Annotated in this window: 22 protein-coding genes and 15 tRNA genes; 30 read left to right on the top strand and 7 right to left on the bottom strand. The window is 37.2% G+C overall.

Going from position 1 to position 26,933, the window contains the following annotated elements:
• Positions 1–89: 89 nt before the first annotated feature.
• From AACT42_RS11185 to AACT42_RS11175, 3 genes are all read left to right on the top strand, one after another.
• Positions 90–1,307 (top strand): AAA family ATPase, encoded by a 1,218-nt coding sequence (locus AACT42_RS11185; RefSeq protein ID WP_094134242.1) that lies wholly within the window; start codon positions 90–92, stop codon positions 1,305–1,307.
• A gap of 345 nt (positions 1,308–1,652) precedes the next feature.
• Positions 1,653–2,390 carry a hypothetical protein gene (locus AACT42_RS11180; protein ID WP_094134241.1) on the top strand — a complete coding sequence of 246 codons (738 nt, stop codon included), beginning with the start codon at positions 1,653–1,655 and terminating at the stop codon, positions 2,388–2,390.
• An 88-nt stretch (positions 2,391–2,478) separates the two neighbouring features.
• Entirely contained in the window at positions 2,479–2,721 is a 243-nt protein-coding gene (locus AACT42_RS11175) for a hypothetical protein (RefSeq protein WP_094134240.1), read from the top strand.
• A gap of 183 nt (positions 2,722–2,904) precedes the next feature.
• Here the strand turns inward: AACT42_RS11175 and AACT42_RS11170 are convergent, their stop codons facing one another.
• Both AACT42_RS11170 and ssb read right to left on the bottom strand, forming a co-directional pair.
• Positions 2,905–3,165: a hypothetical protein gene (locus AACT42_RS11170; RefSeq protein WP_094134239.1), complete on the bottom strand. Its 261-nt coding sequence runs from the start codon at positions 3,163–3,165 to the stop codon at positions 2,905–2,907.
• 143 nt (positions 3,166–3,308) lie between these two features.
• On the bottom strand, positions 3,309–4,058 hold the full coding sequence (ssb, locus tag AACT42_RS11165) for a single-stranded DNA-binding protein (protein WP_094182787.1): 750 nt from the start codon (positions 4,056–4,058) through the stop codon (positions 3,309–3,311).
• A 158-nt stretch (positions 4,059–4,216) separates the two neighbouring features.
• Here ssb and AACT42_RS11160 point away from each other — a divergent pair, with 158 nt between their 5' ends.
• Positions 4,217–4,735 (top strand): disulfide bond formation protein B, encoded by a 519-nt coding sequence (locus tag AACT42_RS11160; RefSeq protein ID WP_094131637.1) that lies wholly within the window; start codon positions 4,217–4,219, stop codon positions 4,733–4,735.
• Positions 4,736–4,764: 29 nt separating this feature from the next.
• Here the strand turns inward: AACT42_RS11160 and AACT42_RS11155 are convergent, their stop codons facing one another.
• Together AACT42_RS11155 and AACT42_RS11150 are read right to left on the bottom strand one after the other, a co-directional pair.
• Entirely contained in the window at positions 4,765–5,523 is a 759-nt protein-coding gene (locus AACT42_RS11155) for a hypothetical protein (RefSeq protein WP_094131638.1), read from the bottom strand.
• Between the two features lie 31 nt (positions 5,524–5,554).
• The gene (locus tag AACT42_RS11150) at positions 5,555–6,571 is read right to left on the bottom strand and encodes a hypothetical protein (RefSeq protein WP_094131639.1); all 1,017 of its coding nucleotides are present in this window, start codon (positions 6,569–6,571) and stop codon (positions 5,555–5,557) included.
• Positions 6,572–6,685: 114 nt separating this feature from the next.
• Between AACT42_RS11150 and AACT42_RS11145 the strand changes: the two genes are divergently transcribed.
• The 17 genes from AACT42_RS11145 to AACT42_RS11065 all read left to right on the top strand — a co-directional run bounded on the left by AACT42_RS11145 (position 6,686) and on the right by AACT42_RS11065 (position 13,237).
• Complete coding sequence (locus tag AACT42_RS11145) at positions 6,686–7,009, top strand: hypothetical protein (RefSeq protein ID WP_020331782.1); 324 nt, start codon at positions 6,686–6,688, stop codon at positions 7,007–7,009.
• Positions 7,010–7,515: 506 nt separating this feature from the next.
• Positions 7,516–7,593, top strand: a tRNA-Arg gene (locus AACT42_RS11140).
• Positions 7,594–7,830: 237 nt separating this feature from the next.
• Positions 7,831–7,906, top strand: a tRNA-Arg gene (locus tag AACT42_RS11135).
• Between the two features lie 258 nt (positions 7,907–8,164).
• Positions 8,165–8,239, top strand: a tRNA-Met gene (locus tag AACT42_RS11130).
• A 91-nt stretch (positions 8,240–8,330) separates the two neighbouring features.
• Positions 8,331–8,406 (top strand) — tRNA-Arg (locus AACT42_RS11125).
• 75 nt (positions 8,407–8,481) lie between these two features.
• A tRNA-Met gene (locus tag AACT42_RS11120) sits at positions 8,482–8,558 on the top strand.
• Positions 8,559–8,664: 106 nt separating this feature from the next.
• A tRNA-Met gene (locus AACT42_RS11115) sits at positions 8,665–8,741 on the top strand.
• Positions 8,742–8,833: 92 nt separating this feature from the next.
• Positions 8,834–8,909 (top strand) — tRNA-Arg (locus AACT42_RS11110).
• A gap of 454 nt (positions 8,910–9,363) precedes the next feature.
• A tRNA-Ser gene (locus AACT42_RS11105) sits at positions 9,364–9,448 on the top strand.
• A 409-nt stretch (positions 9,449–9,857) separates the two neighbouring features.
• Positions 9,858–9,950: transfer RNA gene (locus AACT42_RS11100), tRNA-Ser, on the top strand.
• 169 nt (positions 9,951–10,119) lie between these two features.
• Positions 10,120–10,191, top strand: a tRNA-Lys gene (locus AACT42_RS11095).
• Between the two features lie 562 nt (positions 10,192–10,753).
• Positions 10,754–10,838, top strand: a tRNA-Leu gene (locus AACT42_RS11090).
• Between the two features lie 134 nt (positions 10,839–10,972).
• A tRNA-Gly gene (locus tag AACT42_RS11085) sits at positions 10,973–11,047 on the top strand.
• Positions 11,048–11,324: 277 nt separating this feature from the next.
• Positions 11,325–11,400: transfer RNA gene (locus AACT42_RS11080), tRNA-Asn, on the top strand.
• Between the two features lie 112 nt (positions 11,401–11,512).
• Positions 11,513–11,585: transfer RNA gene (locus AACT42_RS11075), tRNA-Lys, on the top strand.
• Between the two features lie 82 nt (positions 11,586–11,667).
• Positions 11,668–11,743, top strand: a tRNA-Asn gene (locus AACT42_RS11070).
• A gap of 402 nt (positions 11,744–12,145) precedes the next feature.
• Entirely contained in the window at positions 12,146–13,237 is a 1,092-nt protein-coding gene (locus tag AACT42_RS11065; RefSeq protein ID WP_094132298.1) for an AI-2E family transporter, read from the top strand.
• Positions 13,238–13,383: 146 nt separating this feature from the next.
• Here the strand turns inward: AACT42_RS11065 and tenpIN are convergent, their stop codons facing one another.
• Together tenpIN and AACT42_RS11055 are read right to left on the bottom strand one after the other, a co-directional pair.
• On the bottom strand, positions 13,384–13,863 hold the full coding sequence (tenpIN, locus tag AACT42_RS11060) for a type III toxin-antitoxin system TenpIN family toxin (RefSeq protein ID WP_094132296.1): 480 nt from the start codon (positions 13,861–13,863) through the stop codon (positions 13,384–13,386).
• A 676-nt stretch (positions 13,864–14,539) separates the two neighbouring features.
• Positions 14,540–15,637: a GTPase gene (locus tag AACT42_RS11055; protein ID WP_094132294.1), complete on the bottom strand. Its 1,098-nt coding sequence runs from the start codon at positions 15,635–15,637 to the stop codon at positions 14,540–14,542.
• Positions 15,638–15,954: 317 nt separating this feature from the next.
• On the opposite strand from AACT42_RS11055, the gene AACT42_RS11050 reads away from it, so the two are divergent.
• The 3 genes from AACT42_RS11050 (at position 15,955) to AACT42_RS24810 (ending at position 19,018) form a co-directional block, all read left to right on the top strand.
• Complete coding sequence (locus AACT42_RS11050; protein ID WP_094132292.1) at positions 15,955–16,707, top strand: hypothetical protein; 753 nt, start codon at positions 15,955–15,957, stop codon at positions 16,705–16,707.
• Positions 16,704–18,686, top strand: coding sequence for a hypothetical protein (locus tag AACT42_RS11045; RefSeq protein ID WP_094132290.1), 1,983 nt, complete (start codon positions 16,704–16,706; stop codon positions 18,684–18,686). Before AACT42_RS11050 ends, AACT42_RS11045 begins: the two co-directional genes overlap by 4 nt.
• A gap of 170 nt (positions 18,687–18,856) precedes the next feature.
• Complete coding sequence (locus AACT42_RS24810) at positions 18,857–19,018, top strand: RNA 2'-phosphotransferase (RefSeq protein WP_141193189.1); 162 nt, start codon at positions 18,857–18,859, stop codon at positions 19,016–19,018.
• 103 nt (positions 19,019–19,121) lie between these two features.
• Here AACT42_RS24810 and AACT42_RS11040 read toward each other — a convergent pair whose 3' ends face one another.
• Complete coding sequence (locus AACT42_RS11040; protein WP_094182786.1) at positions 19,122–20,498, bottom strand: RNA-guided endonuclease InsQ/TnpB family protein; 1,377 nt, start codon at positions 20,496–20,498, stop codon at positions 19,122–19,124.
• A 280-nt stretch (positions 20,499–20,778) separates the two neighbouring features.
• Between AACT42_RS11040 and AACT42_RS11035 the strand changes: the two genes are divergently transcribed.
• The 6 genes from AACT42_RS11035 to AACT42_RS11010 all read left to right on the top strand — a co-directional run bounded on the left by AACT42_RS11035 (position 20,779) and on the right by AACT42_RS11010 (position 26,768).
• Positions 20,779–21,744: a hypothetical protein gene (locus tag AACT42_RS11035; RefSeq protein ID WP_094131691.1), complete on the top strand. Its 966-nt coding sequence runs from the start codon at positions 20,779–20,781 to the stop codon at positions 21,742–21,744.
• Positions 21,745–21,841: 97 nt separating this feature from the next.
• Entirely contained in the window at positions 21,842–22,315 is a 474-nt protein-coding gene (locus AACT42_RS11030) for a hypothetical protein (RefSeq protein ID WP_094131692.1), read from the top strand.
• A gap of 14 nt (positions 22,316–22,329) precedes the next feature.
• Positions 22,330–22,914 (top strand): hypothetical protein, encoded by a 585-nt coding sequence (locus tag AACT42_RS11025; RefSeq protein ID WP_094131693.1) that lies wholly within the window; start codon positions 22,330–22,332, stop codon positions 22,912–22,914.
• 11 nt (positions 22,915–22,925) lie between these two features.
• A complete protein-coding gene (locus tag AACT42_RS11020) occupies positions 22,926–23,912 on the top strand; it encodes a hypothetical protein (protein ID WP_053314534.1) in 987 nt (328 codons plus the stop codon).
• 15 nt (positions 23,913–23,927) lie between these two features.
• Positions 23,928–25,484 (top strand): hypothetical protein, encoded by a 1,557-nt coding sequence (locus tag AACT42_RS11015; protein WP_094182785.1) that lies wholly within the window; start codon positions 23,928–23,930, stop codon positions 25,482–25,484.
• Between the two features lie 96 nt (positions 25,485–25,580).
• On the top strand, positions 25,581–26,768 hold the full coding sequence (locus AACT42_RS11010; protein WP_094133642.1) for a hypothetical protein: 1,188 nt from the start codon (positions 25,581–25,583) through the stop codon (positions 26,766–26,768).
• Positions 26,769–26,933 lie beyond the last annotated feature (165 nt).

Genomic DNA, 26,933 nt, shown 5'->3' with positions numbered 1-26,933 from the left:
ATAGCTACAAAAAAAACTCGCTTAGTAGGCACAAGGCATTTACTTGTGCCTGTTTTTATATATAATAAGAAAAGCTATAAGGAGGCAGTATGAGTGATTTTGTTCATTCTTTCTCTCTAGACTCAGTTTTGAACAATCACCTTCAAGAATTTCCTCTACTAGCGGAATTTGAAAGTACCGTTCAAGACAGTCGTTGGCATAGTGAAGGTAATGTGAAAATTCACACAGACCTAGTTATCCAAGAGATGAAAAAACTAATTTTAAAAAATCCGCAACTTTCTGAGTCTGAACAAAAAATTCTTCTTTGGTCAGCAGCTTTGCACGACTACGCGAAGCCAATCACAACTCATGAAAGAGAAATCAATGGCGAGATTCGCTTTGTAGCGCCAAAGCACGAGCAGATTGGTGCATCATTATTATTTTCATGCAAAAAGCCACATGAGCTTACATATGAAGAATGGTTGGTCATCATCAAGCTAGTTGGATTCCACCAGCAAGCAAAGTTATTGGTGATCCGAAATGAAGACTACCGTTCATACATTCGCCTATTTAGAGAGGTAAAATCTCTCGACCTGCTTTATTACTTAGCAATGGCAGATATCTTAGGCAGAGGCTGTGAAGACAAACAAGAGCAACTTGACTATGTTGAGTTTTTCAAACTCAACTATCTAGACTACAATCTTGGTGGTTACTTCAAAGATTATGAGCTAAAGCAAAAAGAAAAAGTTGCTAAATTAATTCATAAGCCAAGTCAAAACCCCGAGCATATTAGTATCAAAGGCATTTCAAATATTATTGATGGCAACATCTATATGATTGAAGAGTCTCTAAGTAAACCTTATGCTCACATGGGCTATCCAATTGTAGATGTTTTGGTTGGTGTGGCTAGCTCTGGCAAATCTACATACACAAAAACAGTACCTGAATGCCCTGTCATTAGTATGGACAACATTAGAGTCAGGTTTAAAAACATTGACTCACAAGATGTGAACAATGAAGTGTTAAGAATTGCACTAGAGGAACTAAAGGATCACTTGAGAAGTGGAAATCATGTAATTTGGGATGCAACAAACTACAGATACGACTTTAGGAGCAAGGTTACTGAACTTGCGTTTAAGTACAAAGCTTATGTTCGATTTTTTGTTTTTATCAAAGATAAAACGCAACTTCACATTGATAACAAAAGCCGTAAAAAACGAGTTATCCCTGAGGTTATTGAAAATCAGTGTTCAAAGTTTGAATTGCCAATTGAAGATGAAGCTCATAAAGTAAACTGGTTACATAATGGAGTGCTTATTGATGTGTGAATCAGAACTGCCAACAAAAGAGAATCCAATTATCCTTCATAGGTTGAAGTGCTTTAACTGTAAGGAAAGTCCGAAGTATTTTTATGACACAACTTGGGGCGAAAACTGCTCTTCAGAATGTTCTAAAGAGTCTCCATGCGAAGGATGCCTATTAGATAGAGATCATCCTCATGTAGTTGTGCATGACCCAATTTCATGCCCTTATGGGTTTGAGTCACATGACACAACAAAGAAACTAGCTATTGAAGGCTGGAAGAAAGCAAACAACCCTCATAGAGGCAGGAAATAGACATTGAGGGCGTATTTTATTAATATAAATTAAATAACTTACGCCCTGGTTTTTATATGAAATTCGAACACGACAAAAAGTTAATTCAACATATAACTCACTCTAAAAAGAGTGATAGGTTTACAAGTGAAGATTTCCTTACCTTGTTCCCTGAACTTGTAGAACTTAGCCAAAAGTCATATACCCCAACTCGTTTGTATAGAGTTCTAATGTTAGAGAACGATAGTGACTTAAATGGGTTTGGGGTTGATTCATTATCACACAATATTTCTAGCTGCTTGAATATAGCTAACTCAATGCCTTCCATCGTTTTCACAAAGGATTCTACGATTTCTTTAGATGCACACCTTTTTTCCTTTAATGTGCCAAAAGATAGAATTCTGATTGACTTCGATACTTGCCTTCCTTTGATAGAGGATAAGCTGAAAAAGTGCTTAAACCACAAGGTTTATGATAAGCATGGTAGTCCAGTAAGTATCAAGAAAGCTATTGAGCAATATAGAAATAATGACGAGAGAGAAGTGATTGCTGATATTTCAGGATTAGAGTTTACTCGAACTAAAGTTTCTAACCAATTATACTCGATGAATTTGATAGCTAGAGATTTCGAGAATCTTAAGGAAAGCACACTTTACTACAATAACCTTGATACATTCCAAAAAAATCTTTTCCCAATAATGAGTAAAATAGATCAGAAAAAATTTCATGTATGGAAGGATAGACTTTTGATTCCTGAAGAAAAGCCAATAAAGAATAAAAGCAGTACTCCAAAAGGATGGGTGCCAGCATTTTAATCAAAAAGCCAGCTTATAGCCAAGCCGCTCGCTTAATTTGTTGAAAATTAAGCGAACCTTAACTAACTTAAGTAAAAAGGACAAAACAATGAAGCGATTTTTAGCTTGTTTTGAAAAAACAGGTCAAATAACATTTAGGAAGCCATTAAAGCAAACTGTCGAGATACTTTCTGATGATCACGTAACTCTTTCTCAAGTTACTGAGTATTTTGAAAAAGAAACTGGACAGAGGGTTGGGGAGATGAATGCATTTGGGGCAACCCTTGTGGAAATAATTGAAAAAGACACTGGTGGTGAGATAATTATTAATGAAAATACATTGACTCACTAAAAATTGTTGCTAGAAAACCTCATTCACCCACTTATCATCTGGGGAAAATATCTTACCAAAAAATAAAGACCTACAATGCAGATAGTTACCTGTATTATAAGTCTTTATTTATAGCCCAGCATTTATTTCAACAAATTAGTCGAACGCCTTGGCTTATAGCTGGCTTTTTCGTTTCGATAAAAGTTAGTACTTTCTTTTTGCTGTGAAAGTATCAAGTTTTGAAAGCTTTGACATGCACGTATTGTAGATGTCTTCCCTAATAGCTGATTGAGGACTTAGACCCGCTTCAATCAGAGATTCTCTTGCTAGATTGAAGCAAACAGATGCTACATGATCAGACTTAATTGCATAGTATGTATCAGCTCTTTCCATTTCGTAAGTTGCAGACTGAACGTTTAACGAGATTGTAGCCAAAACTCCCATTAGGACTTTATTCACTTTCATTACTTTTACCTATTTTTTGATTTCTCAATTGACTCCATTATACATATGTTGAACTCTGAGTCAATATGTGGTTTTTAGGCAAAATAAAACCCACTATTAAGTGGGCTTTTTTTGGAAAATATCGTTACAAATCAGAGACTTAGCTAAAACGGGATGTCGTCATCAAAGTCCATTGGCGGCTCATTGAATTGCTGCTGTGGAGCATGTTGTTGCGGAGCAGCGTATTGTTGAGGTTGACCATTACCTTGTGGGAAGCCTTGATCGCTCGGCTGAGAGAATTTTTGAGGTGAATCATAAGACTGATGATTACCTTGATCAGGTTGACCTTGGTGTTGACCTTGGTGTTGACCTTGGTGTTGACCTTGGTGTTGACCTTGGTGTTGACCTTGGTGTTGACCTTGGTGTTGACCTTGGTGTTGACCTTGGTGTTGACCTTGGTGTTGACCTTGGTGTTGACCTTGGTGTTGACCTTGGTGTTGACCTTGGTGTTGACCTTGGTGTTGACCTTGAGCAGGTTGACCTTGAGGAGGTTGACCCTGTGGGCGACCACCAAGCATTTGCATTACGCCTTGGTATCCTTGAACAACTACTTCAGTTGTGTAGCGATCTTGACCTTGCTGATCTTGCCATTTACGAGTTTGAAGTTGACCTTCGACGTATACTTGAGAACCTTTTTTCAGGTATTGAGCTGCTACATCAGCCAGAACGCCAAACAGTGACACGCGGTGCCATTCAGTTTTCTCACGTTGCTCGCCTGTCGCTTTATCACGCCATGACTCAGAAGTAGCGATAGTTATGTTAGCTACATTACCACCATTCGGCATAGGACGAACTTCAGGATCGTTACCTAGATTGCCGACAAGAATGACTTTATTTATGCCACGAGATGCCATTTTTTATTCCTTAAATTATTACTATTTAATTTATTGATTAATGATTCTTGATTATTATAAAGCATAAAAACTTAGCGGCAAAATCTTTTTGAAAGTTTTACCAATTTATGTAATGCTCCGTAATCAATAGCCCGAACTATAACACTAGGTTTAATCAAATGAAAAGTAAATTTATAGACTTAATTAAAAACAAACAGTTATTTGGATATTTTTTAATCGCAATTTCTTTGGGATCAGAAGCTTTAGCTCTCTTCATACAGTATGGTTTAGGATATCAGCCATGTTCTTTGTGTGTGTTGATGAGAAGCGCTGTAACTCTTATGGGTATAGCAGGGTTAGTTCAAATTGTTTTACCTGATGGGAAGATTGACTGGTTCAAGAAACCTCTTGTTTTCCTATCATCTGTAGCTTCAATCTACTGGATGCTTAGCTTTACTTATGAAGGTCTAATGATTGAAAAAGGCAAAATGATCGCAACTTGTTCAACATCATCACCATTCCCAAGCTTCCTTCCTCTGGACTCTATTTTTCCTTTTATATTTCAGCCTCATGGTATTTGTGGGGTATCACCAACCCTGTTTGCTGACATCACACTGATGGAACTAAGTTTGTTTGGATTTATTGTAGTGGCATTACTAATGGCATTGCACTTCACATTCATTTTAATTAAGAAATAAAAAAGGGCGGTTTGTACCGCCCTTTTACTTTATTTGATGATATTCAAAATGTCTGCTTTTGACAGCTTAATGTTTACGCTTGAGTCTTCCAATAGTTTTTTAACTTCTTCGATAAAGTGATTCTTTAGATTTCTTTTCGAGATTTTAGTCTTTTTAACCATATCTAAAACAGTATCTCCCACAAGCAATTCTTCAACTTGTTGTGATTTTTCATAAAGTTTATCAATTAATGAAAGATGCTTACTGACTGATTTTTCACCATCTTCAAAGCTTCGTTTAAGCGTTAAAGTAAGATAGTGCTTATCTGATAAGATATCAAACATAATAATTGCTTGCTTAATATCGATACCGATATCAAAACTTTCTGAGAATTTCTTCAAATCCGAAACAAGAGAGTCTTTAATATCTTTTTGTTTAAGCTTCAGATCTTTGTAGTATGCATTAAGCTCTTGAGATGATTTTAGCTTATCCTTTTCTTCTAACAAGTATTTGAATTTTGCTGCGAACATTGCCATCTCATCAATAAAATGAGGGATTACGTTTTCATTACTTGCTAGGATGATAGAAGACTTAATGTCATTCACCGTACTACCGAAGGAAGATTGTAGTTTATATACTGGATCTGCCATAACCGAAATTTTTCTAAGCTTCTTATCATCATTAATTTTCGTCATTACAGACGGTGGATACACATCGATGAAGTCAAGCATAGCTTTGACGGTTTTATGGAAGTATGAATTTTCGATTTTTGATTGATTTGATTTTGTAATTTCAGCGTACTTTTTCATGATTTCACTTTAATTATTTAAGGGCTGAAAATCAGCCCAGTTTCAATAAAACGTCTCTTAGCTTGTTGATGGCTTTTGACTCCGACTCACTTAAATTGAATCGGTTCGGTTCTTTACTAAACATAACGATGATTCGCTTTACTTCATCTCGTATCTGAGGGGTAATTTTTTCTAGCCTATCTTTAAGAGGCACCCATCTTTTTGAAGTCAAAATTTTTGCTAGTGCTTCTTTAATCATAACTTCTGACTGAATCTTATCCTTGATGAATTCTTTATCACCTAAGTACAAGTCAGCTATGGTGTATGATTGACGCTTTAACACGGTGTGTAATGCGTAGACAGCAACATCAATGCTTTTTCTGAAGTCTCCAGGAGTATAATCCTCAGGCATCAAATAGCCAAAGTACATTGATTGATTAACATGATCTAGATAATCATCAGGGCTATCTAAAGAAAATAGCTGAATAAAATGATCCCTGAATGTTGAGCTTCCTGTACATCCACCAATTTCACCATAAAAAAGGATGGGTTTTGATACACCCCATTGCAAAGCAAGCTCATAATCTAGCTCACTCATCTCAGGCCAGCACAATGATAGTAGATCGTATTTGTCTTTATGGATTTCTACAAGGTTTTTTGCACAGCTCTGTTCAACTTCAGTTACAGGTTTGTATGGGTTTATATCGCCAGCCAGAACCTCAACGCCGCGCTTTCTCAGTGCTTTTGCAAAGAATCCTCTTCCAGCTATTGGGTCTATAACTGAAAGCTCATTAAAGAACCTTACGAATAAATCAGCTCCCTCTAAAGAAATAGGCGCGTACATTCCAATCGATTGCAATTTTTCCGAGATTAACAGCGAACGAAGTGATTGAAAATGGTTGCTAATGAAGTCTTCAGAAAGCTTCCCGTCATCACTAAATCGCTTTTGTAGCTCATTCATTCCTACAAAATCACCCTGTTTTACGAATGATAGAATCTCATCAAATGAATCTAGAATTACTCCAGAATCAATCTTATCAATCAACTGCTGTACATTTTCAGGTATCATTTAGCCTCCAGGATTTTGTTTGTAGTATACATGCATAGCATTAAGAGTCAACAATATTGATAACTATCATCTTTAATGGTATAAAGGTTGAAACAAATTAAAAGAGACTATCGAATGAAGAAAAAGATCATCATGTTCGATTTTGATCGAACGATCAGCCTAAACGTGTCCCTGTTCAAGTCGGTTATGAGAATTTTTAAAGATTCAGGTTTCGACATCATGATTTGTACTGCGCGTTCAGTTCACAGCGGTAATGATGACATCTTTGAGCACTTTCCAGAGGATATTGTTATCTTTTGTGAAGGGATGCAAAAGGAAGATTTCATTTTGCAGCATACAAGCATTTCGTTGGACGATATTGCCTTTTGGATTGATGATGATTGCTCTTCTGTGACACGCATTGAGGAAATTAGACGCCTATCTGAAACCGACCTTTAAAGAAACGATTTTGAATGAAAATCTTTACATGGAAAAATCCAATCTATATAATTAAATAGTTGTATATAAATAATGAGAACAAAAATGAAAACGTCAAAAGAATATGGTTCTCCCCATATGGAGACACCACAAGCTGAATGCCTACAGTCAGAATTCCTCTCAAAGATCTCTGACTTTGATGCTATTGAAACTTTCGAAACTCCAATCTTCTTATCCAGTCGAATATCCAGTTTATCTACTATAAGACGTAGGTAAGCTTCTCTGTGCGCATCTCTGCGCAATATTAAACAAATTTTGTATTAGCTTTCCTTTGTGACTATGTGATTTTTATAGTCCGATGATTGCATCTTAATCAAAAATCGTCTTAATTGGCGAGGGCTTTTGTCGTCCATAGAAAAATGTCATAAGCGTTTGATTTAATTGGATTTTTTTCAATTTAGTTGTTGACAGGCACTTCATATTCCCCATATACTGTAATCAACAAGAGGGCGAGAGCCTTCTGGTCTGGGGGTATAGCTCAGCGGATTTAGAGTGTCGGTCTACGAAACCGAAGGTCACAGGTTCGAATCCTGTTACCCCTGCCAGGACACCCTAGCTTTTAATGTATTTATCAACACTTGAAGTGCATTTAAAGGTAGAGCAGCCAAAATCACCAATATTGACTTCTTTCATTCTACTTATGGTTTTTCAATAACGTTAAGTGGTAACAGAGATTGAAATTTAGAGTTGTTGATTTATTAAGCTTAAGACGTTGATTTAAAGAAAGATAAAATTTGTTATTGACATTCTAATTTGAATCATTAATATAAAGTCTCATCAGCGGGGGCGTAGCTCAGGGGATAGAGCAATGGTCTTCTAAACCATTGGTCGCTGGTTCGATTCCAGCCGCCTCTGCCATACTTAAGTGCTTTTTTATGTCTTTAAAGCATTTAAGTATGGCTAACAAATATAAATAAACAAACTAATGGTAAGCTAATGAAAAATATATATTTATATTTTTTAACATGGTAGTTTTCTTGCCCAGCTTGCTTGATAATGTTTATCTTTACTTTTATATTCGTTTTCTATAGTGGCTTTAGTCATTAAAACTTGTAAAAAAATTTGGTTTTAGTTAGTTTTGATTTTAAGCTGTTATTTATTGTTATTTATCTAAATGGCTCGGTAGTTCAGTTGGTTAGAGAGAACTCATAATTCTTGTGTCGGGGGGTTCAAGCCCTTCCCGAGACACCAGATAAAATCATTATAAACTGTTGATTAAAAAACTTTTTTTAAAAACATCTTGACTAGTTAATTTGATTTGATAATATAAAGTCTCATCAGCGGGGGCGTAGCTCAGGGGATAGAGCAATGGTCTTCTAAACCATTGGTCGCTGGTTCGATTCCAGCCGCCTCTGCCATACTTAAGTGTTTTTTATAATAATTTAAAGCACTTAATTGTGGCAAACCCATAGAATGATATTTTTTTAAGTAATTGGTCGATAGTTCAGTCGGTTAGAACGCAAGACTCATAATCTTGATGTCGGGAGTTCGAGTCTCCCTCGACCAACCATCTTAAATTTAATCTTAGAGGGTCTTCATTTAGAAGTTAATTGCTTTTAATGTGGCTTTTGTTAGCAATAAATAATCAAAGTCATATAAGATAATGTTTATTAATCGGCTCGGTAGTTCAGTTGGTTAGAACGGAGAACTCATAATTCTTGTGTCGGGGGTTCAAGTCCCTCCCGAGCCACCATAAACATAAAGAAATAAGTTGATGATTACATTTGATTAGTTTATTATGAGCTTACTCATTTTATTTATTCTAATTAATAACTCAACGGCAGTGGGGGCGTAGCTCAGGGGATAGAGCAATGGTCTTCTAAACCATTGGTCGCTGGTTCGATTCCAGCCGCCTCTGCCATACTTAAGTGTTCTAAAATGTAAGTTTCAGTGCATTTAATTATGGTAAACATATAAATCATAGTTTTTGTTCTTTAAAAAATTGGCTTTCTTATTTTAGCTGTTGATTTTCAGCAGCTTATGCATAATGACTCTCAAGGTGATAATCGCCTACCTACAATTTATTTGTAGACAATGACCAATTTGAGAGTGGTGTAGCGGCGATTGAACCAGTTCAAATCTGGTCATTATGCAAACATGACGGCTCGTAGATGTGTAAATGGGTTGAGTTCGCCGTCCTATCTCAACTCGAAGTGGCTGTTTGATCGATGTTTCGGTCTTTCAGCATACTTCTAAATTCATGTTCGTGAATTTAGAAATGTGCTGAATGTGGTCTGGTTAAGTTACAAGAAACGGTAAGACACTTTGACTTGTAAAATCCCAGTAACCTTAATTCAGCCTAAATTTGGAGAAATGGCTGATAGGCTGAAGGAGTGCGCCTGGAAAGCGCATATATAGTTTATAGCTGTATCGAGGGTTCGAACCCCTCACTCACCGCCACATTTTGCGAAAAGTATTGATACATAATTCCTATGGGTTTGTGTTGTAGCACTCTACTTTTCTCATGCGGGTATCGTGAAATACCCGCACCAATTTCGCGACAATATCGCTAAACGAATGTCTGATTGCTCCACTTCGGTGATTTGACGGATGAAGCTGTAAGAGCATCTAAGGCTTCCGACTCATAATGGTATGCGCGGTGTCCTCTTCTACCGCAAAAGGGCTTATGAGGCTAAACAGAGGTCGTGTGTTAGGGACGCACAAGTATTGGGTATAACCATGATTCCCTCCCTTGGAACATAACCATACCGCGAGTACTAAACTTATTTTGTGCTGAATGGGCAGTACTTACACTGGATATGACTTTAACTCTCGCCCTTGAGTAAGACTTTATCACGAGTGTAAAAACGGAGAGGTGGCTGAGAGGTTGAAAGCGCTCCCCTGCTAAGGGAGTATGTAGTTTATAGCTGCATCGAGGGTTCGAACCCCTCTCTCTCCGCCACTTTTTACGCAAGGCATTCGGGGTTGCTTGCTTAATCCTCCCGACCGCCCTAGAAAGCTTACTCGCTAGGGATCTATGGGAAAGAGAAGGCTCTAGCCAAAGAGCTTGTTTGGCTTCAATTAAGTTGTTAGTGAACAGCTATCTCTAGATAGCTTCTCAGTAACAATTTCCTCGTTTAGCTCAGTTGGTAGAGCGCCTTAATCCTTTTAAGGGGTCGCAGGTTCAAGTCCAGCAACGAGGCTGATTTCAAGGTTGCCGCAGAAGACGTGAGTTGCGGTTAAAGCCCAAAAAATTTGGGAGTTTAAGGGGTGATGCCGATACATTCACTCGACCTTGTTCCAAACATTGAGAGATAGCCCCCAGCTCCACCTAGTCAGTGGATCTCTCAATTAGATTAGTGTGAGTTGTAAGTTAAAATGGCTAGACCTGGGGGAGTGTGCTGACGACTTTAAGCTTTACGGTTCGATTCCGACGCTTACACTAATTGGTTGCATCACATTCTCAAATCGATACTATTTATTTGAGAATTAAGTGTGTTGTTTATCTTTAAAGAAATCGGAACTCAAATGAGTGCTAAAGCCTGGCGGATAAGGCAAAGATTGAAAGCTAGATCTGCAAACCGTCTAAATTATAATGGATAAGGTGATTAGATATTTGAATTGGTTGATGTCCAATTCTCAGTAATATCAGCATAGACTGCTTGCATACTGTTAAGTCAAGCACAGCCAAGCACATAAAAAACAGTCCTCCATCGACTGGTGTTTGATTACTGGTAGAGCATTAGGTATTTAAACTATTTATTTGCGCGAGTGATGAAATTGGTAGACATTGGGGATTTAAAATCCCCTGCCTTTTGGCGTGCGGGTTCGATTCCCGCCTCGCGCACCAATACTAAACTTACACAGTGTTATTAAAAGGGTAGACCTTTTTAATAAGATTGTGGGGATGAAACTCTGTTTGACAGCTCTGTTAAGATTAACATCTGAGTGGGTTCGATTCCTACTCATCCCACCAGCTTTTACGCGTACATTGTATAACGGCTATTACCCCTGCCTTCCAAGCAGATGATGCGAGTTCGATTCTCGCTGTACGTTCCAGTTTTTAAAGAATAAACGTCAAGATACCCCATCTTTGATGGTTTGGATGCAGGTGTAAGGTATCAGCAAGCCTGCCGACCCATACAGGAATTCGTAGTGTCCTTTCCCTACTACTAAACGGCGTATGGGGCTAAGAGAAGGTTCTGTCTCAATAGGCAGAGATACGGGAAGCTATTTTTGTTTCACGAGTATCGAGCTGTATTCTGACAATGTATAGAGGTGTTGGAATTTAGTTGCGCTATTGTCATGCATCTAATATCACGAACACTACAAATTTGCTCCTTTAGTTCAGTTGGTAGAACGGCGGACTGTTAATCCGTATGTCGCAAGTTCGAGTCTTGCAAGGAGCGCCAGTATCATGCGGTTTTTTATAAACTATTAAACTGCTTGTCCTGTAAGTTAATCTCTTACACATGGTAAGTGCAATGGCTTGTAGAGGGTTGGACACAAAGTCGTGAACCCATCACCTCTTTAATTCAGTCGGTAGAATGGCGGACTTTTAATCCGAGGGTCGCTGGTTCGATTCCAGCAAGAGGTGATTTAACCTGCTCGTTAATCGCTTACACATGGTAAGTGCAATGGCTTGTAGAGGGTTGGACACATAGTCGTGAACCCACTCCGCTCCTTTAGTTCAGTTGGTAGAACGGCGGACTGTTAATCCGTATGTCGCAAGTTCAAGTCTTGCAAGGAGCGCCATTTTTAGAATGCATCCAATTTTAAGGATGCATTTCAGAATCTCGCAAAGTGAGTCTCACAATCATTTCGTTGAATGATCTTAATTCGAATGGTTGGTAAGGTTGGTGTTTTAGAGGCTGCTATGTATTTGTTAGGGATACCTGAGAGATCATAAGGTATCAGGGTTGATTTACGCGATTTCAGCCCATGTTAAATCATGCCTAGCAAATATGTTTTGAGTTCAATCCTCTGCTTTGCGAACCAATTTAAGAAAGCCAATTTTTTAGAGTCTACCTCATATCAAAGCCTCTAAGCCTGCAATCATTAAAAGCTATCACAGAGCGCTTTTTATTTAGGTATTGGTAAAATATGTTTTCGTGATGGTTTTTATTTTATTAATCAATAAATTTAAGAAATAAAATCATGAATGAAAACGTAACTCCTATAGAAGAACAGCAACATCCTGTTCATCAGCCTCTACAACCTGTAGAAAGCGAAACCCCTAAGAAGAAACCACCAACAAAAAAGTCAATCTCAGTAATTAAAGATTACTCAAATCCTTTACTGATCATGGCTTCAGTAATTATTATTATCGCTGGTCTTAAAGAAGCCCAAGACATACTTGCCCCTTTACTCTTGGCGGTTTTCCTTGCTGTGCTTTGCAATCCAATTGTGGACAAAATGGAATCCTACAAGATCCCAAGAACGTTAGCTTCTTTAGTAACTGTAGTTCTGCTAGGTTACAGCGTTTACATGATTGGTGATGTTGTCGCATCTTCATCTAAAAGTTTTATCAAAGACATGAACTCTTCAGTCATGGTTCTCATCGAGAAGATAAATGAATTTAGTGGAGATAATGAATCTTTAATCAAAAACAAATTGAGCAGCATTAATCCAGGCTCTTTTATAAATTCGGGTTTTGCTGTACTAAATACCATTAAAAGTTCGATTTCTTTCACATTTGTAGTTGCTTTTACAACATTCCTAGCTCTCTGCGAAGGCAAGTCATGGCAGAAAAAAATTACTGCGTTTTTTGGAACGAGCAAACTCTCTGATGGCACTTCAAAGCAAATCCAGACATATATTTACGTTAAGTTTCTGGCAAGTTTTGCAACAGGCTTTATCATCGCAACGGCTCTATACTTCATTGGTCATAAGTACTGGTTACTTTGGGGCATTATTGCTACTACATTGAACTTCATTCCTAATATCGGAAGCATATTAGCTGCAATCCCTGCTCTAATCGTTTCTATGGCGACTATGGGGTTAGTCCCTACCCTTGGCACTCTAGCGGTCTATGTATCTGTGAACGTTGTAATTGGGAGCTATTTAGAGCCTAAAATCATAGGTGATAAACTAGGTCTTTCGACTTTGATTGTATTCCTATCTATGATTGCATTTGGAAAGATCTTTGGGATGGTTGGGATGTTCTTAAGCGTTCCAATAATTGTAGCTATCAAGATTGCACTAGATGTGATCAAGCCAGACAACAAGATAAGCCTACTTCTTAAATAATCCATAAACATAAAAAGAAAAAGAGGATATTGTCTACAAGACGTTAGGTTAACGTGTTGCTACATATGAATGGCTGAGAAAGTAGAAAGCCCTACCACAGCAGTGAATAGGGCTTTTTTAATTCTGACTTATTACCTTTAGAAAAATCAGAGTCCAAGTTCTGTATGGTAGTTTACTAAAGTGGTGAAGCGATATTCGAAACTATTGAGTATATTGGCATCGTTGCGCTTTACTGCATCAATATATTTTTCAACATACTTCTGAAATTGACTGGTTATATGTTCTTCTTTGCCGATGAGTTTTTTACCAGACTTCTTATTTCGTAAGACAAATACATCATCAGTAACATGGCTATCATCTCTGATTAAGAGTGCCTTTGAGTAATCCAGCCCCATGCCTTTGATGGTTCGATCTTGGCGGTTCACCTCTAAGATATATGAGGCATTGTGCTTGATATATGATCTTACAGGAATGGCGAATGTTAATCCGTTAATGGTGATTTTAACAATGCCATGACCTCTGGTTTTACTGCTATTCCATGTGCCTAAATGACTATCAAAATCCAAAGCTTGTTCTACTTTGGGGTTATCTACATAGAAAGATTGATCTATTTTTTTTAGTTCCATATCCGATCCCATATACAAAAAAACCCTGACTTGAGTCAGGGTTTTCTGGTAGATAATACAAGGAATTTAGGTTTTTTACGTGGGGATGTTCCTACCGCCACAACAAACAAGGAATTTGGTGTTTTTTACGTGGGGATGTTCCTACCGCCACAATCTACACTTATACTTTAGTACTCGTAGCCACTGCTGTCAAGCACTTTTAAGCCTTGTCTATCAGAGAGTTACTTTGATCAAATAGTCATCGTATAACCCAACCAACTGATATGAATACTATACCAATATTTGATGTAGCTCTAGCTTTCTTTCACATCATTGTGATAAATGATTTTTCCTATAGAAACTGCGCCTTTTGCTATACCTAATCTCATAGCTGGCGTTTTTCCATCTTTCCCCTTAAGGACAATATCATCGGATTTGAGAATAATGGCTGTGCAGCGAAGTTACTGCAAAAAGGGTTCTTGCAGAAATTGACCTGAATGCCACCACTTGGTGCAGGGAGCCTTAAAGTGTCTGAGAAAGATTTTTACTCACAAAAAAGCCCCCACATACAACCATAACATACTGTATATAGGGGCTTTTATTGATTATGTCAACATATCAGCAACACATTAACCAAACGCCTTGTATTGTCTATCCTCTTTTTTTATGAAGCGAAGTCTTAATAACCTTATCTTATTTAAGATGTTTTTACGTCTTTCTTCGAATCAAATGCTTCTTTAAAAACTCTTTGAAGCTCATCTGAATTAACCGCTACACCCTTCTTCTTGTAACATATGTACAAGCAAGCTGCTTTACCTAATGCGAATGTTGCTGCGAACCCAACAGAGGCAGAGATAGCCGCTCCCGCTGTTTGACCGTATACAGGTATGAACTTTGTCGCTTGACGGATAAGAAAGCTTGCACCAAATTGAATAGCAATTGTCGTACCAAGACTACCTGTGAACTCCAGGAACTCTTTCTTGTTCCACTCAAGATCCAACTTTGCGGCTAAGTCATATAACATCTTCCCCTGTATTGTTGGTACAGTAAAAGCGCCAGCAACAGGAATCGCATCTGCTGCGCCAGCAGCTAAAGAATACCAAATAATGTCTTTCTTAAGCCTGCTGTAGGCAAAATTATCCCCCTCATCATCAGCAAAGAATAAGGCTTCATAAACTAGAGGGAGTTCATCAACTAACAATTGATTAAGTGCATCAATATTTTCTAGTGAGTCGAAATCGACATGCGTTGATTTAAAATTTGAACCCCACACCTTCTCAACTTCACTGTTTTGAAGAGTGAACATCCTATTTCTATCTTCTTCTGATAGCTGAGAGCAGAAAGTGTGTATGACAATTAGATGGTTAGTAAGAATCTTTTTGGACTTGGATTTCTTTACTTTCTTAAGGGATGATAGAACATCCTTCTGCGATGGGTCGTCTAGTCGCATCACAAGCAAAATCACGTTGCTATCTATTGATAAATGTTCAATATCCTCAGTTGGGTCATAGCTTGCTTCGCATAACCCTCTTGTATCCAAAAAGCTTACAATTGGCTTATCAGATGGAAAAGTGAAGATAGACGAGACTTTAGTACATGGCATAAATCCATTACCAACTTCGACATCATCTTGTTTGGTTATGTACTTTACTAGCGAGGATTTTCCTGCTCCTGTTTTTCCAAAAAGCCATAGCGTTGGAACTATGTCTTTCAACTTGTCGTTAGCTTTTATGATTTCCTCATCTTTCGATGGGGTTATGAAATCATAAAGTGATTCTTTTAAGCTATTAAACACGAAACCACCCTTCTAAATCAGCTTGCGCCTAAACCAATAAGAATTCCCAAAATAGTGCCGATAACAATACCATATATCAAAATCCTAGTGTTGTTTTTATGAAACTCTTTTCGTGTCATTTCCATTACTTTATTTCCACTCGTTAATTAATTAGTTTTTATTTGTTAATCGAATTGTATCATATAGAAGCCCGATGTATCGGGCAATAACTCAACTGGGTTCTTTACTTCAATGTGACATAAATCTTCTTGCTACAGCTATGATTTTCATTGACTGACGACTCTATTTTTGCATAATTAGGAAAAATGGAGAAAATTATGAATAACAACATTGCTATTGCTTTCGATTTTGCGGGTGTCTTAGACGTTCAAGATTCATTCAAAATTTGCGACTCAAACCTCAACGAGCGCGTTATGAAACAAACCGACCCTGTCAAAGCTTATAAACTGCTAAACTTGATTTATAAGTATCAGTTAAAGTTCTTTTGCATTTCCACACTGGAAAAGTATGGTGCTAATGTTGTTACCGCTCTTATTCGAAGCATGAGAAATTCTGATGATGAGAATATCTCTATTTTCGCAGAAGAGTTTAGAAAGCCATTTGCTCGAAAAAACCACCTAAGAGTTAGTTCTAACTGGAATACTAAGAATTCATCAATTGCTGAACGTATTCAGTCTCACAATTTGAGTGCTGTTGTTACCATTGAGGACGATGAGCACATTGATAGCGAGTACAACCCTGTAATGGTGTACAGTCGCAAAGGTCTAGACGATATGCATTTAGCTAAAGTTGAGGACAAAATCATCAAGCTGATTTTGGGAATGGACTATATCTCACCAGAGGAAAAGTGGAACTCTGAGGCAGATCAATACAACCAATGGCGAGAACTCGATTTATCCGAGCGCACAACCTTGTTTGATAGTATGATTGATTCCTTAGACAGTAAGATTCAGTGTATTTCTGAGGAAGAAACAAACTCAAATCCTCCACACCTAGTCGCTTTGAAAACTCTCAAGCAAAGACTGGCAAGCGAAAGAAATGAAATCCTGAACACAGAGGACACTGTATGAGCATCAAGGAATCAATTTTTGAAACATTAAAGTGGTTTGAGGAATTATCGAAAATTCCATTCTCTAAGATTTTTGATGACTCCGTATCCTTCCTTGGAAAGCATCAGCACGACAACCTTATTCTTGCTAGCAAGCTTGATGATGGGTTATTTATCATGGGTATTAACAGTTACTTCAAATCGTATAGTGAAGTAACCACCTTTGCACTTAATGAATTCCTTGAAAACAATGATGCATACGCTCGAATCGATAAACATAAAAAGCTCAATCTTGATATTAAATCATTAATGGAACATGGTTCCGTAGCTGCTCAGCTAGAAAATATTTCATCAGTTATTGCGAACTTTTCTGATCGAAACCTAACCTGTGAAGAGCAAGAGTCTATCAAGAACGATGTTTGGGAGTCTTTTGTCAGAGGCTACGATTTCATTCGCAATTTGAAGCGAAGAAAAATCGGGAATATTAATGAGAATAGTGTTTTCACATCTAAGTTTGATCGACGAATTTACTTTGTTGAGTCAGAAGCTCATGTTCTTGATTTGGCACATCATGCCAAGCCTGGATTATATACAATTGCAGTCATTGACAATGACAACCCATCAGCCTGTCACTTCAATTTAGTCATTAAAACTTGTGATGGCGCAGTAATTATTAATGATTCTGAGCGAAAGGCATACGAAGATCAGGAGCGCAGAACGGACAGAGAAAATGTACAAAGGATCAACAAGTCTCTTTTTCCTTATTCCGTATTCGAGCTTACAGCATCACCAAGCGGCAAACACCTTATGTTCAGTGAGACAAGCAAGTCCACTTCTCTAACTCATTATGACGGTATCGATGACTCTAGCAGTGTTATCGATAATATTCGTGAGATCAAGGAACTTCCATTTTCTGAGTTATGCGAACTTTCAGTCTTATACGCCTCGATTGCTCTAGACTGGAAAAGTTTCATCGATGCAGAAGAGCTAATTTATGGACATGAAATCTCATTCTCTGTTGAAAGCAATACAATGCCTGTGGTGTTTAAAGGAAGTGAGAAACAATTCAATTTGCCTAAGACCCCAAGCCGTGAAGATTTTTATTCTTCTAGCCGTGATAGCAGCGACTATGCCTCTTCTGTTTCCAGGTTATCTGGCACAGATTACAACTCATATTTTGAGAGTGTTTTCAGTGAAGAAGTGAGCAAGGTTCAGATTCTGCCTAGCAATTTAGCCTTAGAGCATAAAGGTAAGCCGACATCCAAAAACATCATCACCATTCCAGAAGATGTTGTCGGTTCTCCTGAAAAAATTATTGCAGATACTGTCTTCCAGGCTCGAAGTCAGCAAGCTAAAAATCTCAGTAAAAAAATCGACAACTATTTTGAAGAACATTTTGATGATATGGCAAAATGGATTGTTGAACGCATCGATACAGATAAACTTATTCAACGAGCCTGTGCTAAGTTAGCGCTCCCACAACCAGAAAACTGTCCTGAGTGGATGAAAACTCAAGAGTTTGAGAGTAAAACGGCTAGATATGGCACGAACTCATACCATGTTAAAGGTAAATACACTCGCAGGGAGTCTGATACGTACCGACCTAGATACCCTATTTATCTGAACAAAACTAAGCCCAACTTAAAAGAATCAGGAATGGTCGATTTATTGTGTGTTGAGTGCAACAATTTCGCTAATTTCTTTGTTGAATACATCATCACAGATGCATACGATATTTCGTTCTTAACAAATACACCTGTTGACGAACTACCATTTCATTTAAAAGAGTTTGGCGTTGTTCGATATACTGGCAATAGTCTACTGTATCGCGTAGACCCGATTGAAAGTATGGATCATAGATTCCAGAACCATCAACTAGATTTACGCCTAATGATTGGATTTAGCCTTAAAGGATTGAATGCTGTAAGAGAGCAGAACGGACATTCAAAACTTAGCAGGACAGAAGCGGAAGAAATGTTTGGCGAACGTTATAGTTATTAATAAAATACATGAGCCGTTGTTTACAACGGCTCTTTCATTTTGACCATAATTTAATTGACGCAAGCCTCGCCCGATGAGGGCGGGGAATGTCAGGGATTAGATATGAAAAAAGACATCACAGAATCAAGGGTTAAAGAACTGGGTCAAATCATTCTCTTGACTGGGTTAATATTAATTACGAAAGCTATTCACCGAATAGCGACTTGTACCACGGAACGAAGAGCGAATCAGTTGCCTCAATTCTTTCAAATGGCTTGCTTGGTCGCAAACGAAACTATGTGCATCTATCAGTTAACAATGAACCTCCAAGCCCTAACGTGCTGGGTTTCTGAATAATTGATGCCGAAGCCCAAATATTCATCCTGTTAGAAACATTTCTGATGTGAAATATCAGGCGAAAGGTGCCATAGTTTTATGGTCTTATGGCTAACATCACTAGGACGTTAGCACCGCGCTTTCTTTGTCTCTCGTTTTTATACTGGTGTCGGTTCTGTCAACCAGTTTTTTCTTTCTTGCTACGATACTTTTACGAGTTTTGCTTTTGGCAAACGTATTCTCTTTAATGTAATGTATCAGTCGTTTCTTTAGTACTTTAGCTGCATTTGAGTCAGCATTATCTCTGTTCCCACATGACAAACAGATAAAAGTCGCTTGGTCTGGACGCTCTGTATTTAAGCTCCCACAGCAAGCACACTCTTTTGAGCTATTCACTGGATTCAACTCGCTAATTGCAATCTTACCCACTTTACGAGCTTTATACGCGATGTAAGTAGCCAATTGACCTAGCGCAACGCCAAGCAGTGATCGATTTAGACCGCTTTTCGCTTTGGCTCGGTTTCTGGCATAACCTTTTCCATCTTCTTTTTTCTTAGGTGTGGCACGTTTAGTCATGCCCGTTAAATTCAAATCTTCCAGACCGATAATTTGATTGGAACTTTCGACTAATGCTTTTGAAATGTGGTGATTATGATTGTTTCGGCAATCGGACTCTTTCGCTTGAATGCGACTAATCCTGGCTTGTACAATGCGCTGTTGATTCGTTTCACAAGCTTTAGTTTTGTTCTTGTTTAATCGCTTCTTGCGAGCGAGGATACGCTGATAATGCGCTATCTTTTTCGCTCTGCGCTTTTTACGCGCTATTTCTTCAGGGCTGTAAGTAACTGAAAATCCATCACTAGAACAAAGGTGAAGCGCAACACCTCTATCAACACCAGTGGTTTTAAGCTCAAGCTCTTCATAAGATAAATGCGACAAATCTGAAAGGATTTGTTTTTCATCTAAAACCAAGCGACCATCATCAAAACTGCCTGACAAAGTAAATTTTGCCCCTTGTCGTGAAAGCCTGATTTGATTCCCGATTTGCTCAGGCTTGTGGGGAACAACCAATGAAAACACAATTCTTCGCTTCGCTTTGGCATGATTGTTAATCACGATCCGAGAGCCATTCTCGAAAGGCTCAACAAAGAACATTTCTTTAGTTAAAACAACACTTCGTTTTTTAAACTTGTTTTTAATTTTTGGAAACTTCCTAAGTCCTTTTCTCGCAGCTTCCGCATCAGAAAAAACCAAACTTGCGGCATTGCGTAAAAGTTGAACTGGAATGTCTTTTAAAAATAAAAGCTCAGGATTGTTTTTGATTGAAGCGTAACCTTGAGCGATAAGCTCTGGTGTTTTGTTTTTTAGAAAGGTTTTGTATTCGTTAATCTTTTGATTACGGATCACATTTGCAGCACCAATCCACTGAGCAAAAAGTGTGGCTTGCTCTGGATTGAGTTTATCAGAAATATTGTAGCTAAAGCCTAATATTGCCAAGGTAAATCCCGATAAAACATTAGATTAATGAAAACCTTAAATTATCACGCGATACTTTTTGTGGCAACAAGGTTTTTAGTGAAAACAAGAAATAATCTGGTTTTGTTTTCATGTTCGCTCACCCCTACCTAAAGGAAGGGGATTGCGCTCGCTCTCGCTCAATTTTAAAAGAAGATAAGAATTAATATTCACTCATAAAAAAGCATCGTTAATCAACTTATTGTTATGATTTATCGATTTTTGATATAATAGTGACCAAAACCACATAAGAATAAGAACAATGTTATCTGAATACATAGCAACCATAATGATTGATGCTGCCACCTCTATACTATTCAAAGAGTATCAAAGTGAAATTGAAGCAAAGAAAGGCTTTAAAATCACTACAATAGTTGGTAGTGGTCATAGAACCAAGTGCTCTCTAAAAGGCTATAATGGCTACCTTAAGATCACCTATCAAATAGGTAAGAAGATAATTGAAAGCAAGCAAACAAGCTATTTGGAACTTGCTAAGTGGCGTTCATCCAGCGAAATCGTTTCTAAACACAAGTTTTTTGATGGCAATCTGACAGTGCAAACCTCACTTGCGCATACGGTACTTCACGAATTTGCTCACCTATTAGACATCATAAGAAACTTTACTTATGACCCAAATCGCAAGCGGAACAAAATTCATGGCGCTGTTTTTATTTCAATTCTAGAAGAGCTGAGACAAAAAGGTCTTGATAAGAAAGTTTATGATCAGCTTATGCTAGATCCATTATTCAGATCGCTTGAGATTCAGGACACAAGCAATATTCCAGCTAAAACCTATTCACAGGAAAATGTCTCTAAAGGTTCATTCTACAAGGTGATCATTGAAGACAGAATCGGAACCTTTAAAGTTCTTAACACAAACCGAAAAACGGTTAGTGGAATACTTAGTTATGACGGTTCTGAATTCATACAAGGTAAAATTGGATACGCACTTATATTGTCTGATCTTGATATCAATGAAGTCTCTATCACTTTCCCGTCAGCTCTGATTCAAGAAGGCTCAATCAAGAAAGGAAGCTTGTTCCAGGTTAAGCATGATGGCAAGTTTTACATGGGTAAAGTTACCAGCAAGAGAAATGGAACAATCAGCATGTTGGTTACAAATAATTGTGAAAACTTCTATAAAATGAAGGTTCACTCTGCTCTACTTCAACCACTAGGTGAAGAAACTAAACACATCAATCCACACTGCCTATCTCGATTCAATTAAAGGTAGTAAGCCACTATCAAACAAAGCATTTGTAATTGACCGTTACTTTTTATTATGTATAATAAATGTAATTAAAAATAAATTAAAAGGGCTGTTCATGTCTTTAGAATCAAATACAAAAGAAGAAAAATCACTTCTTGATAGAATTAATGCTAAATCAATTGAGAGTGAAAGGGACTCCGATTCTGAACCGAGAATTGCATTCTATGTTGGTTTAGACTCTCACGTAAGTGCTCATACGGTTAAAGCCATTTTAAGTAGTGAGAGATTTTCTAACTCTATCGTTTTAGCCCATTCAGAAGATGTCGTTAAGTTGAGTCATGAAGGCATTAAGGCACATGATGTTGAGTTTTATAAAGACACTGACGAACTATCCATCTTCTCTTTGCGAAATATTGAATGCCGCGATCCACTAGAGCATGAGTTATTAAAGCTAAAAAGAGATCTATGTAGAGCACCTAACTTTAATCTACAGCCTAAGAAAGTAGATTTAGATTACGGAAATACCTACCCTGGTATGTCTAAGAAAAAAGGCGGTCATCGCCATCAATTCATCAGAAAATTGAAATAATTAAAGTCAACACCATGAACATTAAAGAATTAAATGAAAAACTAATTAACTTGATGATTGTGTTTAGCCTTGAGTCCGAAGATGATAACAGGATTCGTCGTCTTAGCACTGCGTATTCTATGCTTGTAAACAAAGCAAATTACTCTGGCGAAACACATCACTCATTAGCTGACATTGACCGAATCTTATCTTCAGGCGAGAACAAATCTTTCTTTGAATATTGTGTAGAGCATGGGTTCAATATTGATATTAATGAAGGCGCACTAATGCCTCTTGATAAAGAATATTTTGAGACTTGTCCGCATAACATCTCGACACTGTTAACCACTGAGCAATTTGAGTCACTACTCCCTCATAAAGAACAAGCTATATGGGATACCGACAAGGTCTTTCTCCCTGTATCAGAATGGGATGAGGATTATGGTGATTGTTTGTTTTTCAGACTAGAAGCTGGTGAACCACCAGCCGTTACAAGTCCAATTTCTTCTGATTGGGATGCAGATTATTTTACGCATTTCATGCGATTACCAAGAGAGCTTTCTTTTACCACTAACCACCGAGAAGCCTGCATCAAAAGCGGTATCCCTACTACTATTTAAGGATAATTATTATGCTAAAAAGTATTTCTGTTAGAAACTTTATGGGGATTCAGGGGCTGCTTAGATTCGATACTACGAAAAGTGATGACCTTGAACTTTCTGTAATCAATGGATGTCCTGGTTCTGGTAAGACAAGCCTTTGTCTTGCAATGCTAGATCCTATCAACCATCTGTCTATGTATGAGAATAATAGACCAATGAATGGCAGAGAGATTCCATACATCAACATTTACTCAGAGCAAGGTTTGGCTGAGTTTCGATTTGAGTATGATATTGATGGGTGTAAGGTCTACTATGGTTACGGTAAAACAAATAAAAATGGTGTTGTTTGGGAAGAGCTTCATATAAACGGCGAAGTCATGACTAGGATTGATCGTAGAGATAGTCATATTGCAGAGATTAACCTGCCTGGAGCTGAGACATTACGCAGAAATCTTGAGACTAACCAGACTATCAGCGTTGTTCGTTATGTAAAATCTAATTCCGTATTAGATCGCAATTCAAAGGTCACTGAAATCTTCCTAAAGTTTTGTGATTTTAACGAACATGTATATTTCAGCAGCCCTGCTTACCTAACGCATTCTGCTCGTAGTGATAACTCTTACATACTTAGCAATAATGCGAAATACATCCATCAACATCAACTCACAGAACAGTTAAATAAGTACTTTCGCGATCTCGGCTTGAATCTTTGCCTCTTTACACAAGAAGAATGGGGCAATGCTACCATTAAGGTTAAAAGGGAAGGAAAAACGTTCAGCGCTAACTTTGCTCTAACGGAGAGTCAGATTATGCTTATTGATTTCTTCGTTGCGATACACAAATCAGAACAGTGCTCTTTGGTGATTATTGATGATGTATCTAAAGTTGCTGGAGTAGAGTTTGAAAGAAAAATCTCACAATACATTATTAATAATTGCAAATCACAAATTGTGTTAACTGATATCTCTAAAGAAATTAATAAACTGAATAAAATAGAACCATTTACATTTAAATAAATAGTAGTGCTAAGAATGAACAAATCTAAAATAATAGAGTTTTTAAATCGCATTGATAAACCTAAGCATCCTTCATCATCTAGGTTTTTTGCATATATACTTCTTATTATGGGAGTCTTTGCATTAAATTGGGTTAGTAATCTAAATATGTTTGAAGATGAAATATTTGATAAAATAAATGCCCGTCCAAGCGATATTTTTTCACATTTATATTTCTTTCCTGCGGTAATGATATCTATTTCAATTTCAAAAATCATAAACTCTTATGATAAATATACAGATAAAATATTCAATTTCGAGAAAAAGCTTGTAGAAACATTGAATTTAGTGAGAATAAAAGTTAAGAATGAGTATGCATTGATTTTAATTGATATAGCTTCATTTTTATTTTGTATGTTCTCAGTTATTTTCTTTGCATTTAGCTTAAGCTACAGTTTTGTAAATCTTTCCGAGTTTTCAAAATTATTCGAATTTGGTAGCCACTATGGTTTCAAGGACGATTTATTTAACACCTCAATATCTCTTTTGCTCTCATATTTGTTTTTCAACTTAATTTTTGTTAAGCCTGTAGAGAAAGAAGATAAAGATACTAAAAAAATACCATATTCAGTTATCTTTGGAATGATAATCCCGTCTCTAATCTTTATGCTTCCATTCACCCCTGGCTTTTCTGAAAATATAATTAATCAGGATGAATTTACAAGTAGCCATTTTTCAGAAATGAAATTTTATATGACTATGATGTTAGGCTTGCTCACAATAGCTATATTTTTATCAATCATATTTGACGAAAAGCCAAAGATTGATTGGAAAAAGGCAATTTTCTCATCTGCAACATCATACACTTTGATTTTATTAGTTGTATTTTCAATCAATAACTCTGTAATAGATGAAATGTTCGATAAATCAAAGTACGAGAGAACAATATCAATTAATAATAAAGAATTTACTTATCAACCTGGTAGCGTAGCACTAAAAGAAAGTGACTTCTTTTTCGCGCTTGAAGCCTATGATAAAAACGGACTACTTTTTATTAATGCGATTAATGAAATGATTTACTATTCACAAAATAATGAAGATGAAACCATTAGAGCAATTGGTAATTTAGCACAAAGACGCTACAAATTGATTGAGGATAATAAAGAATTTATTGAAAAAACCAGCGCCAACAATCTAAACGTTTTTGATTTTCTTACCTTATATATCGCCAAAATCGAAGTTCAGCATCAAGTTTATGAAGAGAGCCTAGTCTACAAGCTTGCTTCTAGCGGCAAATACCAAGATGCAGCCGATATTTATCTGAATAGACTAATGAACTCTGATATGAAGTTTGTACCTATAGAAGGCAAAGAAGTAAAGTACCTTACTGGACGATTTGAACTACCTTCTATGATGGCACTAATCATAGCATCAGGAAAAGCGAGCCTTGATACAAGCAAAATCCAAGATCAAGAGACGAAAGAAAAGTGGGAAAAAGAACTTAACCGAGTAAGTGAAATACATAACGGCAAAAAACCGTCACATATTAGGTTAACCCCTGAAGAAGCAGAAGAGATAAGAAGCTGGTTCTGAGTATATCGCATCATCCCCGCTGTTAAGCGGGGTTTTTATTTGTTGTATAAAAAAGCCGTGATATAATAACAAAAATATAAACTCAAGGGAATCCACATGAGAGCACCAATTTTATCTTATGCAAGATTAAAAGATTCAATTTTGGCGGTTGAGAAAAACGGAGATGCTGTTTTTAGCAACTTCCTTGGCAAATACGATCAAGAACTAACCATTGAAATCTTCAAAGAAAATGAAAAAGTAAAGTTTGGTTTTAATAGACCTGCAACGGAATATTATGAGATGACAGACTTCAATGTCCCTCATTTACAACATCTTTTCGATAAAGATGAGTGTTTCCCATCTGAATTCTTCGCACATGAACTTGCAGAAGCCATTATGACTATCACTGATAGACAAACTGGTGAAAATCTTACTGCTGTATTCGATATCGATTCAGAGAAAGTTATCATTCCAGAAAGACAAGAGATTTTGAGCCTTGCAGAAACGGAAAACAAATACAACGTTCAAATTCCTGAGCATGACTTAAGCATGTATGAGAAAGCTAACTCATTCTCAGAATCCCAATTCTGGAATGTAATTAATTCTATTGAAGACAAAAGTAAGAGCAATCTTGGACATGAAGGGTATTTCATTGAAAAATCAATGTCAGATCCAGAGATGCATGGTTTTAATTTACGAGCAAGAAAGCTAGTACGAGAACTTATGGATCATCTTAATGATGAGTACGATATCTTAGATATCGCTCATACAAACAGGTTAGCAAATCACGTTGTAATGCTAGGAAAAGATGAGTACTACAGTGTAATTAATGGCAAGGATATTCTAGAAGTTGTCGGAAGCGATCTTAACTCCACAATGTCAGTAGATCAGTTAAATATTCCTTACACTCTACAATCATCATACCCGTATCAACCTAAATTATCTGTTTCATCTCCAAAGCTCTATGCGCAAAAAGAAGCTGGTAGACTTTTAAGCTATCTAAGAGATATCGATTATAAAGCTCTAGAAGCAGAGACAGGGATTAACACGGATAAAGTCAAGGCAACTACCTCTAATGCAATTGCAAGGCTTGAGTGCGTTCTGAAGGGTGATTTTGATACAGCTATTAAAGGCTGGTCACATCAACAATACGAAAACTTATTGTTCCCAAGTATCAACATCCCAATGAAAACACATGAAACCGATCCTATCATTGGAGCATCAGTTTCTAATCTTATGAAAGACTTTGTTCTATGCAATGCAAAAACCATCCACCGAGATAGAGATTCTACACTTAGCATGTAGCACCTACATAATAAAAGGAGTCATGATGACTCCTTTTTTATAACTCATAAGCTATACTTTAAGTAATTTGAAAGCCCATTTTTTGAGCTTCGATTTTGATTCTCTCAATAAACTCGATATCAATATTGATGTAGCAGATCACATGCTTTTCAACATCCTCGTAGG

Origin of the sequence: Vibrio sp. V15_P4S5T153, from assembly GCF_963874485.1 — a bacterium.
Taxonomy (GTDB): domain Bacteria; phylum Pseudomonadota; class Gammaproteobacteria; order Enterobacterales; family Vibrionaceae; genus Vibrio; species Vibrio anguillarum.
The sequence above is the reverse complement of the archived record's forward strand: the minus strand, read 5'-3'. Positions and strand labels throughout refer to the sequence as shown.

Coding starts and splice junctions, on each gene's coding strand:
- AACT42_RS11185 (WP_094134242.1), top strand. CDS start 90: ATGAGTGATTTTGTTCATTCTTTCTCTCTAGACTCAGTTTTGAACAAT.
- AACT42_RS11180 (WP_094134241.1), top strand. CDS start 1,653: ATGAAATTCGAACACGACAAAAAGTTAATTCAACATATAACTCACTCT.
- AACT42_RS11175 (WP_094134240.1), top strand. CDS start 2,479: ATGAAGCGATTTTTAGCTTGTTTTGAAAAAACAGGTCAAATAACATTT.
- AACT42_RS11170 (WP_094134239.1), bottom strand. CDS start 3,165: ATGAAAGTGAATAAAGTCCTAATGGGAGTTTTGGCTACAATCTCGTTA.
- ssb (WP_094182787.1), bottom strand. CDS start 4,058: ATGGCATCTCGTGGCATAAATAAAGTCATTCTTGTCGGCAATCTAGGT.
- AACT42_RS11160 (WP_094131637.1), top strand. CDS start 4,217: ATGAAAAGTAAATTTATAGACTTAATTAAAAACAAACAGTTATTTGGA.
- AACT42_RS11155 (WP_094131638.1), bottom strand. CDS start 5,523: ATGAAAAAGTACGCTGAAATTACAAAATCAAATCAATCAAAAATCGAA.
- AACT42_RS11150 (WP_094131639.1), bottom strand. CDS start 6,571: ATGATACCTGAAAATGTACAGCAGTTGATTGATAAGATTGATTCTGGA.
- AACT42_RS11145 (WP_020331782.1), top strand. CDS start 6,686: ATGAAGAAAAAGATCATCATGTTCGATTTTGATCGAACGATCAGCCTA.
- AACT42_RS11065 (WP_094132298.1), top strand. CDS start 12,146: ATGAATGAAAACGTAACTCCTATAGAAGAACAGCAACATCCTGTTCAT.
- tenpIN (WP_094132296.1), bottom strand. CDS start 13,863: ATGGAACTAAAAAAAATAGATCAATCTTTCTATGTAGATAACCCCAAA.
- AACT42_RS11050 (WP_094132292.1), top strand. CDS start 15,955: ATGAATAACAACATTGCTATTGCTTTCGATTTTGCGGGTGTCTTAGAC.
- AACT42_RS11045 (WP_094132290.1), top strand. CDS start 16,704: ATGAGCATCAAGGAATCAATTTTTGAAACATTAAAGTGGTTTGAGGAA.
- AACT42_RS11035 (WP_094131691.1), top strand. CDS start 20,779: ATGTTATCTGAATACATAGCAACCATAATGATTGATGCTGCCACCTCT.
- AACT42_RS11030 (WP_094131692.1), top strand. CDS start 21,842: ATGTCTTTAGAATCAAATACAAAAGAAGAAAAATCACTTCTTGATAGA.
- AACT42_RS11025 (WP_094131693.1), top strand. CDS start 22,330: ATGAACATTAAAGAATTAAATGAAAAACTAATTAACTTGATGATTGTG.
- AACT42_RS11020 (WP_053314534.1), top strand. CDS start 22,926: ATGCTAAAAAGTATTTCTGTTAGAAACTTTATGGGGATTCAGGGGCTG.
- AACT42_RS11015 (WP_094182785.1), top strand. CDS start 23,928: ATGAACAAATCTAAAATAATAGAGTTTTTAAATCGCATTGATAAACCT.
- AACT42_RS11010 (WP_094133642.1), top strand. CDS start 25,581: ATGAGAGCACCAATTTTATCTTATGCAAGATTAAAAGATTCAATTTTG.